Annotated in this window: 13 protein-coding genes; 6 read left to right on the plus strand and 7 right to left on the minus strand. The window is 75.1% G+C overall.

Annotated elements, in window-relative coordinates; all coding sequences use genetic code 11:
* Window positions 1–278: 278 nt before the first annotated feature.
* Together ACFY93_RS32580 and ACFY93_RS32585 are read left to right on the plus strand one after the other, a co-directional pair.
* Window positions 279–749: a TrkA C-terminal domain-containing protein gene (locus ACFY93_RS32580; protein ID WP_391365563.1), complete on the plus strand. Its 471-nt coding sequence runs from the start codon at window positions 279–281 to the stop codon at window positions 747–749.
* Window positions 750–753: 4 nt separating this feature from the next.
* The gene (locus ACFY93_RS32585; protein WP_391365523.1) at window positions 754–2,001 is read left to right on the plus strand and encodes a cation:proton antiporter; all 1,248 of its coding nucleotides are present in this window, start codon (window positions 754–756) and stop codon (window positions 1,999–2,001) included.
* A gap of 259 nt (window positions 2,002–2,260) precedes the next feature.
* Here the strand turns inward: ACFY93_RS32585 and ACFY93_RS32590 are convergent, their stop codons facing one another.
* The 4 genes from ACFY93_RS32590 to crtI form a co-directional block, all read right to left on the minus strand.
* Window positions 2,261–3,133, minus strand: a complete 873-nt coding sequence (locus tag ACFY93_RS32590) for an oxygenase MpaB family protein (protein WP_391365524.1) — start codon at window positions 3,131–3,133, stop codon at window positions 2,261–2,263.
* Between the two features lie 287 nt (window positions 3,134–3,420).
* Window positions 3,421–4,434, minus strand: coding sequence for a DUF5914 domain-containing protein (locus ACFY93_RS32595; protein ID WP_391365525.1), 1,014 nt, complete (start codon window positions 4,432–4,434; stop codon window positions 3,421–3,423).
* Window positions 4,431–5,453: a squalene/phytoene synthase family protein gene (locus ACFY93_RS32600; protein WP_391365526.1), complete on the minus strand. Its 1,023-nt coding sequence runs from the start codon at window positions 5,451–5,453 to the stop codon at window positions 4,431–4,433. Before ACFY93_RS32600 ends, ACFY93_RS32595 begins: the two co-directional genes overlap by 4 nt.
* Window positions 5,450–7,000, minus strand: a complete 1,551-nt coding sequence (gene crtI, locus ACFY93_RS32605; RefSeq protein WP_391365527.1) for a phytoene desaturase family protein — start codon at window positions 6,998–7,000, stop codon at window positions 5,450–5,452. Before crtI ends, ACFY93_RS32600 begins: the two co-directional genes overlap by 4 nt.
* A gap of 456 nt (window positions 7,001–7,456) precedes the next feature.
* Here crtI and ACFY93_RS32610 point away from each other — a divergent pair, with 456 nt between their 5' ends.
* The 3 genes from ACFY93_RS32610 to ACFY93_RS32620 all read left to right on the plus strand — a co-directional run bounded on the left by ACFY93_RS32610 (window position 7,457) and on the right by ACFY93_RS32620 (window position 10,991).
* Window positions 7,457–8,650 carry a lycopene cyclase family protein gene (locus tag ACFY93_RS32610; protein WP_391365528.1) on the plus strand — a complete coding sequence of 398 codons (1,194 nt, stop codon included), beginning with the start codon at window positions 7,457–7,459 and terminating at the stop codon, window positions 8,648–8,650.
* Window positions 8,651–8,715: 65 nt separating this feature from the next.
* Window positions 8,716–9,447: a class I SAM-dependent methyltransferase gene (locus ACFY93_RS32615; protein ID WP_391365529.1), complete on the plus strand. Its 732-nt coding sequence runs from the start codon at window positions 8,716–8,718 to the stop codon at window positions 9,445–9,447.
* Window positions 9,444–10,991, plus strand: coding sequence for an FAD-dependent oxidoreductase (locus tag ACFY93_RS32620; RefSeq protein ID WP_391365530.1), 1,548 nt, complete (start codon window positions 9,444–9,446; stop codon window positions 10,989–10,991). Before ACFY93_RS32615 ends, ACFY93_RS32620 begins: the two co-directional genes overlap by 4 nt.
* A gap of 44 nt (window positions 10,992–11,035) precedes the next feature.
* On the opposite strand, the gene ACFY93_RS32625 is transcribed toward ACFY93_RS32620, so the two are convergent.
* Window positions 11,036–11,362 carry a hypothetical protein gene (locus tag ACFY93_RS32625; RefSeq protein WP_391365531.1) on the minus strand — a complete coding sequence of 109 codons (327 nt, stop codon included), beginning with the start codon at window positions 11,360–11,362 and terminating at the stop codon, window positions 11,036–11,038.
* 267 nt (window positions 11,363–11,629) lie between these two features.
* Between ACFY93_RS32625 and ACFY93_RS32630 the strand changes: the two genes are divergently transcribed.
* Window positions 11,630–12,172 (plus strand): hypothetical protein, encoded by a 543-nt coding sequence (locus ACFY93_RS32630; RefSeq protein ID WP_391365532.1) that lies wholly within the window; start codon window positions 11,630–11,632, stop codon window positions 12,170–12,172.
* Window positions 12,173–12,220: 48 nt separating this feature from the next.
* On the opposite strand, the gene ACFY93_RS32635 is transcribed toward ACFY93_RS32630, so the two are convergent.
* Together ACFY93_RS32635 and ligD are read right to left on the minus strand one after the other, a co-directional pair.
* Window positions 12,221–12,757 carry a hypothetical protein gene (locus ACFY93_RS32635; RefSeq protein WP_391365533.1) on the minus strand — a complete coding sequence of 179 codons (537 nt, stop codon included), beginning with the start codon at window positions 12,755–12,757 and terminating at the stop codon, window positions 12,221–12,223.
* Window positions 12,758–12,957: 200 nt separating this feature from the next.
* The gene (ligD, locus tag ACFY93_RS32640) at window positions 12,958–13,962 is read right to left on the minus strand and encodes a non-homologous end-joining DNA ligase (protein WP_391365534.1); all 1,005 of its coding nucleotides are present in this window, start codon (window positions 13,960–13,962) and stop codon (window positions 12,958–12,960) included.
* Window positions 13,963–14,150 lie beyond the last annotated feature (188 nt).

Genomic DNA, 14,150 nt, shown 5'->3' on the forward strand with positions numbered 1-14,150 from the left:
CCCCGACGCACCCCTCACCACCGCCGCCTCCTTCATCACCGAAATCGGCGACCAGGGACTCAAGGAAGCCTGACCCCCACCGGCCGACCCGGCCCCGTTCGACGACCGGGCCCGGTTCACCGGACGGGTCACCGGACGAGGCCGTCGATCAATGATCGCGATTAGGTAGGGTGATAGTAAATTTTCGATCAAGTCCGCCGCTCCCTATGGCAGATGACCTGACATACAAGGCGGGACGGATAAATGGGGCAAGGAGGATAGTTGTGGGCACTCCACGCCTGAGCAGCACACCGTTGCCGGGAATCGGCGTTCGCTACGACCTGACGACCCGTGAACAGCGCCGCCTCTCGGTGGTCGCGCACCGCGACGGCGCGCGGACCCTGAGCGCGTACCGGGTCGACGACCCGGACGCGTGCGCGCTGTCCGCGCGGCTGACGGCGAACGAGGCCGGGGCCCTCATCGACGCGCTGATGCCCTCGCACCACAGCCCGAACCTGCTGTACACCACCGACCTCGGACTGGTGGCGGAGCGCGTCGAGCTGTCCTCCGTCTCCCACTTCAACGGCAGGGTGCTGGGCGAGACCCGGCTGCGTACCGAGACGGGTGCCTCCATCGTGGCTGTGCTGCGCCGGGCCGAGGCGATCCCCTCCCCCACCCCGGACTTCCGGCTGGCGGGCGGGGACACCCTCATCGTCATCGGAACGCGCGAGGGCGTGGAGGCGGCCGCCGCGATACTCGGGCGGGAGTGATCGCGTGCATTCCTCCGCGGTCTTCCTGACCGAGTTCGGTGCGATCATCCTGGGGCTCGGACTCCTGGGCCGGTTCGCCGGGCGCTTCCAGTTCTCCCCCATCCCCCTCTATCTGCTGGCCGGGCTCGCGTTCGGTAAGGGGGGCCTGCTTCCCCTGGGCACGAGCGAGGAGTTCGTGGCCATCGGCGCCGAGATCGGCGTCATCCTGCTGCTGCTGATGCTCGGGCTCGAGTACACGGCCAGCGATCTGGTCTCCAATCTGAAGACGCAGTACCCGGCGGGTCTCGTGGACGCGGCCCTCAACGCCCTGCCGGGAGCCCTGATGGCCCTGCTGCTCGGCTGGGGTCCGGTCGCCGCGGTCGTCCTGGCGGGCGTCACCTGGATCTCGTCCTCCGGTGTCATCGCGAAGGTCCTGGGCGACCTCGGCCGCCTCGGCAACCGCGAGACGCCCGTCATCCTGAGCATCCTGGTCCTCGAAGACCTCTCCATGGCCGTGTACCTGCCGATCGTCACCGCCCTGCTGGCCGGGTCCGGTCTCGCGGCGGGCAGTGCGACGCTGGCCATCGCGCTCGGCGTGGCCGGGCTGGTGCTGCTGGTCGCGGTCCGCTTCGGCCGCCACATCTCCCGCTTCGTCTCCAACGACGACCCCGAGAAGCTGCTGCTGGTGGTGCTGGGCCTGACCCTGCTCGTCGCCGGGCTCGCGCAGCAGCTGCAGGTGTCCGCGGCCGTAGGCGCGTTCCTGGTCGGCATCGCGCTGTCCGGGGAGGTCGCCGAGGGAGCGCACAGTCTGCTCGCCCCGCTGCGGGACCTGTTCGCGGCGGTGTTCTTCGTCTTCTTCGGCCTGCACACCGACCCGGCGAGCATCCCGCCGGTCCTGCTGCCGGCCCTCGCGCTGGCCGTCGTCACCGCCGCCACGAAGATCGCGACCGGCTACTGGGCCGCCCGGCGCGCCCACATCTCCGGCCGGGGGCGCTGGCGGGCGGGCGGCACGCTGGTCGCCCGCGGCGAGTTCTCCATCGTCATCGCCGGGCTCGCGGTCACCTCGGGCATCGAGCCGTCGCTGGGCCCGCTGGCCACCGCGTACGTGCTGATCCTGGTGGTCGTCGGCCCGCTCGCCGCCCGCTTCACGGAGCCCGTCGCGAGCCGGCTCACCGGACGCCGCCGGACGCCCGCCGTCACGGCCGCGTCCGAGGGCGGCGTGCCCGGACCCCGCGGGACTGCGGACGACGCGGACAGCGTGAGCCGGAACTAGGGCCTGTCCGGCGGATCAAGTCGCAGTAGACCAGAGGTGCCCCGATCAGCGCCGGTGAGCGGGGACTGGTGCGTGCAGCTGCGAGGCGGAGGAGGGCGACATGGCGGAGCCATGGGGGTACCTCCCTGCCCGGGCGAAGCCGAGAGCTTGGGGGAAACCGACGACGACGCCGCGGATGTGCGTGCCAGTCCCCGCGCCTGCGGCATGATCCGCCGGACAGGCCCCAGGGCCTGCCGTTCGGATCATGCGGGGCTCGCGGTCAGCGGGGGCCGGGCGGCGGGACCATCACCCAGCGGATGAGCCGGGTCAGGGCGTGTCCGGACGCCCGGACGGCGGTCCTCTCGATCAGCGGGGCGTGCGGCAGGCCCAGCGGCGCGCGTGCCCAGCCCGGAAGGCCGGCCACCGCGTTGGCGGCGAGCACGGCGTAGGGCGGCCGGGCCGCGAGCGGCAGCGGCGGATGGAACAGGACGAATCGCGCCGCCGACCGTGCCTGCGGCGTGGGCCGCAGCTCGGGCCGGTAGGCGGCCAGCCGTGCGGCGAGTTCCGCACGGTCGCGCGGCGGGTCGTCGACGCCCAGGGCCTGAGCCACCCGGGCCGCGTCGGCGATGTACGCGTCGCAGCCGGCCGCGTCCAGCGGATGCGCCCCGTAGCGCTGGTGGGCGCGCAGGAAGCTGTCCACCTCGGCCACGTGCACCCAGCCGAGCAGATGCGGGTCGGCGGCGCGGTAGGGCTCGCCCGTGTCCGTCGTGCCCCGCACCCGCTCGTGGATGGCACGCACCCGGTCGACGGCCTCCTGGGCGTCGTCGGCGGTGCCGAAGGTGGTGACGGCGAGGAACGTACTGGTGCGCTGCAGCCGCCCCCAGGGGTCGCCCTGGTATCCGGAGTGGGCGGCGACGGCCGCCATGGCCAGCGGGTGCAGGGACTGCAGCAGCAGGGCGCGGAGCCCTCCGATGAACATCGACGCGTCACCGTGGAGGACCCGGATGGGCCGGTCGGGCCCGAACCACCGCGGTCCGGGCGTGCCGTGGATCCGCTCCCGGTTCGCCCGTCCCTCCGGCCCCGCGACACGGCTGAACAGCTCCGCCCCCAGCCGCTCCCGCAACCCGAGACCCGCCGGAACACCAGTACCCATGCGTCCAGTGTCCGCCCTTCCGGGCTGCGGTGGCCTGCCCGGCCGCCGAGATCCCGGGGTCCGCGCCGCCGTGCGGCCTTTTCCTGGAACCGGGGGGAGTACTCCCCGGGATCGGGGGCAACGGGTGGTGAGCCACCCGCGCCTTCCGGTTGCGCCGGTGGCGGCTCCCGCGCCGTTTCAGGGGACGGGCGACCTCTGAAACGGTGCGGTCGAGCCGGAGAAGAGGATCCGGGGGCGCGCCGTGGGCGGACGGGACGAGAGCCTCCCGGCCCCCGTTCCGCCGGGTGTCAGCCCGGGAAGCGGCCCTCGGCGCGCAGGGTCCAGCGGCGTTCGGCGTACGCCAGGTCGTCGCGCCACAGGCGGCCCGCGGCGACGCTCATCAGCCTCCGCAGGACGGGCGCCGCGCCCCGGGCGACGGCGAATCCCGGCCGGTCCGAGACGGCGAGCACGGCCTCGGTGACGGCGGTGCGCGGCCGGCCGCGCTCGTCCGGGGCCAGTGGGGTGGCGTGGGTCTCGACGACCGAGCCGGCGCCCTCGCCGTCCGTGATCCGCATGACCACGGTGCGCGGTCCGGGGGCCGTGAACACCGCGCGCACCGGCACCACGATCCGCCCGGCCAGCCGGAAGGAGACGTCCACGGCGAAACCGTCCTCGTCGTCCCCGGCGGCCGCCCGCTCGGGGGCCGCGACGACGGTCAGGTCGGTGAAGGAGTACGGGTGGAACCAGGCCCCGTGCCAGGGGTCGAGCCGGTTGGCGACGATGTCCTCGGGTTCGCACACGCCCAGCCCCTGGTAGACGGCCTCGACCGACCGGGCCGGGGGCGGCCGCCGCGGTACCCGGGGTGCCGCGAGGGGCTCCTCGCCGCCGGCGTCGTCGAGGCGCACCCAGACCAGCACTCCGTCGTCGTGGACCGGCAGGGGGCCCCAGCCCGCCCGGGGCGTGCCGTCCAGGGCGAGTCCGTGCCAGTGGCAGACGAGGGTGCCGCAGCGCACCCGGCCGCCGGCGAGCGGCGCGCCGAGGTGCGGACACGCACCGGGGCCCGCCACCGGCTGGCCGGCGGCGTCGCGCCAGACGACGACCTCACGGCCCGCGACGGTGCGGGCGAGCGGACGGTCGCCGCCGAGGTCCCGGGCGGCGCCGACGACGTACCAGTTGCCGCAGGGCCGGTCGAGCGCGCGTTTCAGGGCGGCGGCGATGAGCGGGGGCCGGGCGTCGCGCCAGGTGGGCCGCTGCCTCTCCCAGGCGACGGGGTGGCGGCGCAGCCGCAGCGGGAACCGGCCGCGCCGGGGCCGGGTGGTCATACGGCCTCCTCGGGGGCGGGCCCGCCGGACACGGCGAACCGGGCGGCGGCCGGGGCGCGGTGTGCGGGGGCGCGGTGCAGGCGGCGGGCGCCCGCGCGGGACGCCGCCAGGCGGGCCAGCCCGTCGAGCGCGACGACGGCGCGCCGGCGGCGGGGCACCACGGCACGCCGGTGCAGTACGCGGTAGCCGTCGGCGGCGATGGCGTCCAGGATCGCGCCGTACAGGACGAACGCGGTGCGGACGCAGGGGCGGGAGAGGGGGTCGAGCATCGCGAGGCCGGGGGCCGCCGTGCGGTAGACCCGGCGTGTCAGGTCCTCGGCGGCCCGCAGCGCGGCGGTGACCCGGCGGTCCGGGCGGCCGCTCGCCCGGGTTCTCAGCAGCAGCGCCCGGTCGACCCCGTGGGCCCGGAGCAGGTCGCCCGGCAGGTAGACGCGGTCCCGGTCGAGGTCCTCGCCGACGTCCCTGAGGAAGTTCGTGAGCTGGAAGGCGACGCCGAGGGCCGCCGCGTGCGGGGCCGCCTCCTCGCGGGGGACGACGGTGCCCAGTACGGGCAGCATCTGCAGTCCGATGACGGCCGCCGATCCGTGCATGTAGCCGAGCAGGTCGTCGTACGTCGGGTAGTGCGTGACGTGGAGGTCGCTGCGCATGGACGCCATGAAGTCGGTGAAGTGGCGGTGGTCGATGCCGTAGCGGGCGGCGGTGTCGGCGAGGGCGAGGACCACGGGCTCGTCGGCCGGCGCGCCGGCGCGCAGCCCCCGTTCCAGCCGGTTCTCCAGCCGGGCCAGGGCCGCCCGGCGTTCGGGGTGGGTGCGGGGGTCGTCGAGGCTGTCGACGATGTCGTCGGCCCAGCGGGCGAACCCGTACAGGGCGTGCACGGCGGGGCGCCGCTCGACGGGGAGCAGCCGGGTGGCGAGGAAGTAGGTCCGGCCGTGCCGGGCGTTGAGCCGGCGGCAGTGGGTGTAGGCGGCGCGCAGGGCCGGGTCGGTGATGCCGGCGGCGTCGAGTTCGCGGTCTGTCATGGGCGGGGGCCCTCCATGGCCGTCCGCGGGACGCGGGACCGTGTGCCGGTGCGGGCGGGGGATCCGGTCACGCGGGCCGCTGCCAGCTTGCCGGAGAGCAGGACGGTCGGCACACCGACGCCGGGGGTGGTGCCGCAGCCCGCGAGGACCGCGTTGTCGGTGCCGGCGACCAGGTTGCGCGGGCGGAAGGGCCCCGTCTGGGCGAGGGTGTGGGCCGCCGAGAAGGGGGTCCCCGCGGCGTGGCCCCGGTCGTGCCAGTCGGCGGGGGTGACGAGGCACTCCTCCTCGACGGCCGAGGCGATCCCGTGCAGTCCCCGGCGTTCGAGCACGCCGAGGAGGGTGTCGCGGTAGCGGGGCCCGAGGTCGCGCCACTCGGCCGGGCCGGGGCCGATGTCGGTGTTGGGACACGGCGCGAGGACGTAGTGGAGGTGGCGGCCGGCGGGCGCGAGCGTGGGGTCGGTGGCCGTGGGGCGGGTGATGAGCAGGGACGGGTCGCTCATCAGGCGGCCCGTGCGGGTCAGTTCGTCGAACGTGCTCCGCCAGGCGCGGCCGAAGGACAGCGTGTGGTGTCCCAGCTGCGGCCAGGTCCGGTCGGTGCCCGCGTGCAGGACGACCGCCGAGGGGGCGTGGCGCAGGCGCAGCGGACGGCGGGGGCTCCGGCCGAGGAGGCGGTAGGCGACGGGCAGGTCGGGGGTGAGGACGACGGCGTCGCAGGGGATGCGCGCCCTCGCGGTGACGACGGCGGTGATCCGGGAGCCGGAGCGTTCCAGCCGGGTGACGTCGTGCCCGTACCGCAGGTCGGCGCCCGCGTCCGCGGCGGCGTCGGCCATCGCGCGGGGCAGGGCGTGCATGCCGCCGCGCGGGAAGAAGACCCCGGCGACGGTGTCCATGTACGCGATGACGGCGTACGCGGCGAGGGCGCGGGCGGGGGGCACTCCCGCGTACAGGGCCTGGAAGGTGAAGACGCGGCGCAGCCGTTCGTCGCGCAGGAACCGTCCGACGCGGGCGTCGAGCCGGCCGAAGCCGCCGAGGGCCGCGAGCCGGGCCAGGTCGGGGGTGAGCAGGTGCAGAGGCGAGTCGAAGTTGGCGTCGATGAAGCGGCGCCTCTGCACGGTGTGCAGCTGTGTCAGCCAGGTGCGCAGCCTGCGGTATCCGGCGGCCTCCCGCGCTCCGGCGAACCGCTCGACCTCGGCCTCCATCGCCTCGGTCCCGGTGTGCACGGCGAGTTCGGAGCCGTCGGCGAAGCGCGCCCGGTAGGCGGGGTGCAGCGGGACGAGGCCGACCCGGGCGTGGAGGCTGTCGCCGACGGCGGCGAACGCCTCGTCGGCGATGTCCGGCATGGTCAGCACGGTGGGCCCGGTGTCGACGCGGTAGCCGCCGAGGTCGGCGCGTCCGGCGCGTCCGCCCGGCAGGCCGTCGCGTTCGACCACGGTCACCCGGCGTCCCGCGCCGAGCAGGTGCAGGGCCGCCGACAGCCCGGCCAGGCCGGCGCCCACGACGACGACGTGGTCGGTGCGCCCCGGAAGGCTTCTGGTCGTCCTGGTCATCGGGGGCGGCCCGCCCCGGTGCCGGGCGGGCACGTGTCCCGGGCCGTGGCGCCCGGCCGGTCGGTGTGAGGCATCCCGGTTCCTCTCGTGGTCGCGGGCGCGGGCCGGTCCGGCGCGGCCGCGGGTGGCGGCCCGCCCTCCCGGTGCTCCGCCTTCCCGGTGGCCGGGCCGTGAAGGTACTTCCGGTACCCCGCGCCGGTGCCGCGACACACGAAAGCCCGTGCCACGCCGCACCGGACGGGTGAGGCGGGGGTGCGTCCGGGCGGACCACCGCGAGACACACCGGGCGGCTCCCGCGGGTACGCGCACCCGACCCGGCCGCGCGTGCGTACGGGGGTCGTCCGGTGCGCCGCGCCCGCGTGGACGTGCCTCGAACGGGATGCTTCGGGCACCCGCGTCACCGGGTGGCGGCGCACCGGCCCGCCGCCGAAGCCGTACGTACGGAGGAGAGGGATCGTGCTCGACACGGACGTCGCCATCATCGGCGCGGGAGCCGCGGGCCTCAGTCTGGCCCACCGGCTCTCGTCCACCGCCGCGGGCAGCCGCCCTCCGTCCGTGGTGCTCCTCGCCGCGCCGCCCGGCCCGCTGCGACCGCCCGAGCGGACCTGGTGCTACTGGGAGGCGGGACCCGGCCCGTACGACGCCGCGCTGACCGCGTCCTGGCAGCGGCTGAGGGTCCGCTCCGGGCGGGGGGCCGTGACCGAGGGGCGGATCGCCCCGCTGCGCTACAAGATGATCCGCTCACCGGACTTCGAGCGGCTCGTCGGCCGGGAACTGACAGGCCGTCCGGCGGTGCGGGTGCTGGAAGCCGCCGTGGACACCGTGGAAGGCGTTCCCGGCGGGGCCACCGTGCGGGCGGTGACCGGCGAGGGCTCCGCCGTGACCGTCCGGGCCCGCTGGGTCTTCGACTCCCGGCCGCTCGGCAGCCTGCCCGCCGCCCGCACCACACTGCTCCAGCACTTCCGCGGCTGGTTCGTGCGGACCCCGAATCCGGCCTTCGATCCGGACGTCGTGGAGCTGATGGACTTCCGCACGCCGCAGCCCGCCTCGGGTCTCTCGTTCGGCTATGTGCTGCCCACCGGACGTCACACCGCCCTCGTCGAGTACACGGAGTTCTCGGCCGCTCCCCTGTCGCCGGCCGCGTACGACGAGGCCCTGCGCCATTACACGCGGGAGGTGCTGGGCCTCGGGGAGGTGCGGGTGAGCGCGGCGGAGACGGGGGTGATCCCGATGACGGACGCCCGGTTCGCCCGGCAGACCGGGGAGTCCGTGTTCCGGATCGGCGCGGCGGGCGGAGCCACCCGCCCGTCGACCGGCTACACCTTCGCCGCCGTGCAGCGGCAGACCCGGGCCGTCGCGGCCGCCTTCCGGGCCGGACGCCGGCCGGCCCCGCCGCCCGCGCACTCGGCGCGGTCCCTGGCCATGGACGCCGTGCTGCTGCGGGCCCTCGCCACCGGCCGCGTCGACGGCGCCGACCTCTTCTCCCGGCTGTTCACGCACGTCCCCACGGAACGGCTGCTGCGCTTCCTCGACGGGCGCACGCGGCTGTACGAGGACCTGTCCGTCGGTCTGCGCACACCGGTCCTGCCCATGCTGCGCACGGCGGCCGAACTGCCCCTGCTCCCCCGCCGGCCCGCGCCCGGTCCCTGACCGGCCGCCCGTCCCCTTCTCCCTCAAAGCCCGTCCCGTTCCCCTCTGGCACCCACGGAGAGTCCATGTCCCTGCTGCGCGACGCGGATCTGGCCACGGCGTTCGACCACGCCGCCCCGTCGTACGACCGGCTGGTGGCGCTCAACCCCGGCTACCACGCCCACCTGCGCCGCTCCGCGCGCAGACTCGCTCCCCCGGACGGCGGGGCCGGGTGGCGCGTGCTGGACCTCGGCTGCGGCACCGGTGCCTCGACCGCCGCTCTCGCCACCGCGCTGCCGGGCGCGGAGATCGTCGGGGTGGACGCGTCGGCGGGCATGCTGCAGCGGGCGGCCGCCAAGCGGCTGCCCGCGCGTGTGCGCTTCGTCCACGCACCGGCGGAACAGCTCGGACGGGCGGACGTGCGGGGCCCGTTCGACGCGGTCTTCGCCGCGTACCTCTTCCGCAATCTCGCCGACCCCGGCCGGGTCCTCCGCGCGGTCCACGACCTGCTGGTCCCCGGTGGCAGACTCGCGGTCCACGAGTACACGCTCAGCGGGCGCCGGACCGACCGGGCGGTGTGGACCGCCGTGTGCAAGGGGATCGTCCTGCCGGCCGGCACCGTCTGCGGCGACCGGCGGCTCTACCGTCACCTGTGGCGCAGCGTCCTCCGGTTCGACACGGCCGCCGCGTTCGGCGACCGGATGCGCGCGGCGGGGTTCCGGCAGGTCCGGGTGCTGCCGATGCCCGGCTGGCAGACGGGGATCGTGCACACGGTGCTCGGCCGCCGTCCCGGCGGGACCGGCGGGGGCGCGGCATGAGGGCGCGCGGAGGGGCGGGAGTCCCCCGGCGCGGGCGCGACCGCCGTGCGGTGATCCTGCCGGCCCGCCCCGGGTCCGAACGGGTGCGGGGTGAACCGCCGTCCACCGCGGTGATCGGCGGAGGCATCGCCGGGCTCGCCGCCGCGACCGCGCTCGCCGAACGGGGCGTACGGGTGACGCTGTACGAGCGTGAGCCGCACCTCGGGGGCCGGCTCGCGGGGTGGCCGGCCGGTCTGGCCGACGGCAGCCGGGCCACGATGAGCCGCGGCTTCCACGCGTTCTTCCGGCAGTACTACAACCTGCGGGGGCTGTTGCGCCGGGCCGATCCGGGCCTGCGGATGCTCACGCCGCTGCCCGACTACCCGCTGCGGCACCGCGACGGCACGCGGGACGGTTTCCGTCATGTGCCGCGCACCCCGCCGTGGAGCGCGCTGGGCTTCGCCGCCCTGAGCCCGACGTTCCGCGCCCGTGACCTGCTGCGGATGAACCCCGTGGCGGCGCTGCCCCTGCTCGACGTGCGGGTTCCGGAGGTGTACCGGCGGCTGGACACGGTCAGCGCGCACGACTTCCTCACCGGGATCCGCTTCCCCGAGGCAGCCCACCACCTGGCGTTCGAGGTGTTCTCCCGCAGCTTCTTCGCCGATCCCCGGGAGCTGTCGGCGGCGGAGATGGTCCTCATGTTCCACATCTACTTCCTGGGGTCCTCCGAGGGGCTGCTGTTCGACGTGCCCGGAGAGCCGTTCCCGGACGCGCTGTGGGAGCCCCTGGCCGGGTATCTGCGCGGGCACGGCACCGAGTTGCTCACCTCGACGCCCGTCGACCGGGTGCGGCCGGTGCCCGGCGGGGGTCACGCGATCGCGTTCCCGGGGGGCGAGCGGCGGCACGACGCGGTCGTCCTCGCCCTGGACACGGACGGGCTGCGTGCGGTCGTGGGGCGCTCGCCGGACCTCGCCGACGCCGGGTGGCGCGAGCGGGTTGCGGCGCTGCGCACCGCTCCCCCGTTCCTGGTGACCCGCCTGTGGCTGGACGGGCCGGTCGATCCGGGGCGGCCAGGCTTCCTCGGCACCAGCGGTTTCGGGTCGCTCGACAACGTCAGCGTGCTGTCCCGGTGGGAGGGCGAGGCGGCCCGCTGGTCCGCGCGGACCGGCGGATCGGTGGTGGAACTCCACGCGTACGCGGTGCCGGGGACCGCCGCACGCGACGTCGAGGAGAAGCGGCTGGTCCAGCAGCTGTACGAGGTCTACCCGGAGACGCGCCGGGCCGGGATCGTCGGCGTACGCCACGAGTGGCGCGCGGACTGCCCCCTGTTCTCGGTCGGCTCCTACGCCGGCCGGCCCGCGGTGTGGACCGCCGACCCGTGTCTCGTGGTGGCGGGCGACCTGGTCCGCACCGGTCTGCCCGTGGCGCTGATGGAGCGCGCCGCGACCTCCGGATTCCTGGCCGCCAACGCCCTGCTGGAGCGGTGGGGTGTGCGCGGGCAGACTCTGTGGACCGTGCCGCGGCGCGGGCGCTCGGCCCTGCTGCGGGCGCTGGCGGGTGTCTGACACATGCCCGCGGCGTCGCGGCGTCCGGCCCGCACGCTCAGGTGTCAGACACCCCGTGGCCCGCCGGCCGGCGTGACGTGCGCGGGCGCGTCCTGTGCGGGCGGCGGCGTCGGGGTCCACCGGGTCTCGTACAGGTCGCCTACGCGGGCGAGTTCGGCCTCGACGATGCGTCCCGCGTGGGCGGCGACGGCGTCCTCCCTGGCCGCACGGGCGGCGAGGCCGGCGCGGTGGCACCGGCTGCCCGGGTACACGTACGGGTCCGTCCGCCCCCGCCGCGCCCAGTGCCTGCGCCACAGGCAGTGGGCACCGCCGACGAGGCCGGACGCGGCCACGACGAGCGGGTAGGACAGGGCCAGCAGAACGTCACCCATGGCTGAGGTCTCCGATCGGGTACGGGGATCGAGTGGTCCTTCCCTGTCCATCGGCTGCCCCGGGACGCCGACTTGACCGGAACCCTCCCTCCGGGCGGCCTCCCGTACAGCGGTGCGGACCGCGGGTGCGGACGGTCGGCCCTGCCGTCCGCGTCCGAGCCGTGCACCGCGACGCCCCGCCGTCCGCGACACACCCCCGTGCCGCGACGCCCCGCCGATCGCGGGGTGCCTCACCGCGCTCCGGGCACCAGTGCGACACTGGGCGCGATGGAGCCCCGACACCTGAGAATCGGCAGGCGCCGCGTCTGGATGATCAGCGGGGCCTGCTTCCTCGTGCTCGCGCCGATCGGCTATGTCGAGGGCGGCCCGGTCCCGGTCGTCATGGTGGCCGCCGCGCTGGCCCTCGCGACGTCGTTCTCGCACTGGAAGGCCACGTCGTGGCTCGCGCCCGCGATCGCGAAGGGTCAGCAGGAGAGCCGCCGTGACGTGGCCACCTTCTGCGTGGTGATAGCCGTCAGCGGTTACGCCCAGCCCGCCGCCTCCGCGTCCCGCTCCCCCGCCGGTCTCGCGGCGCTCCGGCTGGAGGCCCATCGGGCCGCCGCGCACGACGATCTGCCCGAGGACCTGCGCACCCTGGCCGCCGACGCCCTCGCCGCCTCCGACCAGGCGCACACCGAGGACGCCCCGGCGGCCTGGAGAGCGGCCCGCGCGAGTTCCGAGCGGCTGGCGCACGCGGCGCAGGACGGCAATCCGTACGTACGGCAGCTGCTCATCGAGTGGGTCGAGGGGGACCAGGCCTCGGGCCGTTGAGGACGCGCGTACGGGTGGACGCGCGTACGGGTGTCCAGGGCGGCCCGGTCAGGCCGGGCCGGGGCCCGCCTCACCCCGCAGGAAGTTGCTCACCTGGCAGGCCAGGCTCTCCACCGCCGCGCCGGTGCGGGCCGCGACGTCGGCGCCCTCGGCCTCGCCCTCGTGGAGCCCGATACCCCCGGACCAGAGGTAGCGCTCCGCCCACTCCTCGTCGGCCTTCAGCTGGATCTGGATGTCCACCTGGTTCAGCGAGGCGTCCGCGCCGGCCGCGTACAGCACGGCGGTGGCGCGGCGCAGCGGATAGAGGTCGAATCCCTCGATGAACTGGGAGTTGCGCCAGTCGAAGAACGCGGATTCGCCGTCCGCGCCGATGCGGATGTCGATCTGGCCGTCCTCCAGGTGGATACCGAAGACGTCGCTCGCGCGGTTCTCCACGGTCACGCGGAAACGGAAGTACGCCAGTCCCTCGGCGGCGTCGTCGCGTCCACGCGGCGGTTCCGCCTTCTCCAGGCCGTGGACGCGGACACGCAGGCCGGCATGGTCGTCGTACTCCTGCCAGTCCCCGGTCACGTTCGGCTGGTGCACAGTCCACCTCTCCACTAGAGAGCTGCTTCATATCCGTGCGCCCGGAGACGTGTCAAATGAGTCGAACACGCCGTGGCCAGCGATTTCGCGTCCCTTGATCGGTGATCAAGCCGTGCCCAGCCGGAATCGTCCGCGAGCCCTCGCGGGGTGCTTCCGCGTGCGTGCCGCACATCACGTTCCCCACGCTTCGCGGCCGTCCCTCAGGGCAGCTCGCGGACGATCTCGGACGCCGCCTTGTCGTCGCGCAGGCCGAGGAAGCGGGGATGGCGCAGCATCCCGTCGCGGGTCCACTCGGTGAACGCGATCTGCGCGACCAGCTCGGGCCGCACCCAGTGGGGGCGCGCCTCCCGGACACGGACGTCGAAGGGGGAACCGGGGGTGGCGAGTGCGTCGAGGCGGTCGCGCAGGGCCAGGAGCGTGCGGTGGTCGAAGCCGGTGCCCACCTTGCCCGCGTACCGCAGCCGGCCCGCCTCGTGGTAGCCGAGCAGCAGCGCCCCGAACCCGGTGCGGCTGCCCGCCGGTTCGGTGAACCCGGCGACGACGAACTCCTGGCCCCGGGAGCACTTGAGCTTCAGCCAGTCCGGTGAACGGCGTGGCTGGTACCGGCTGTCGGCGCGTTTGGCGATCAGTCCCTCCCAGCCGCGGGCGCACGACTCGTCGAGGAGTCCGGGGCCGCCCTCGTTGCGGTGGGGGGTCAGCCGCAGCGGGGCGCGGAAGGTGAGGGCGCGGCGCAGCAGGGACTTCCGGGCGCGCAGCGGCAGCCGGGTGACGTCCGTGCCGTCGAGGCGGAGCAGGTCGAAGAGGCAGTACGTCACGGTGACGCCGCTCGCCTCGACGTCGCGTCCGCGGGTCAGCCCCATGCGCCGCTGGAGACGGGCGAAGTCGGTGCGGCCCGCGATGAAGGCGACGATCTCCCCGTCGACGGTGAAGTCGGCGCGGTCCTGGGCGGCGAGTGCCTCGACGATCTCCGGATAGGTCTCGTTGAGGCGCTTGCCGGTGCGGGAGAACAGCAGGACGCGGTCGCCCTCGCGCACGGCGAGGGCCCGTACCCCGTCCAGTTTCCGTTCGAAGATCCATCCGTCGGGGAACTCCCGGCGGTCGCTGAGGGTGGCGAGCATGGGCCGGGAGGCGAGCCGCGCTCCGGGGGGCGCCTCGCGCAGCAGCGCCGTCTGCTCGGCGGGCAGCGCTGCCAACAGGTCGATCATCGCACATCACTCCCCGGTGGTCCGCGGGCACCCCTGGGGCGATCGTCGGTCGCGGCGGGGCGGGGCGCGACCGGAAGAGGACCCTGCGATTGGCATGGACCTGTTCATGATCAGCCGCTAACCTCCCGTCTGAGAGCGCTCTCACCGCAGTCCTTCTGCTCCCCCAGAGACCGGAACGACGAAAGGCT

The organism is Streptomyces sp. NPDC008313, from assembly GCF_042956125.1.
Classification (GTDB): Bacteria; Actinomycetota; Actinomycetes; order Streptomycetales; family Streptomycetaceae; genus Streptomyces.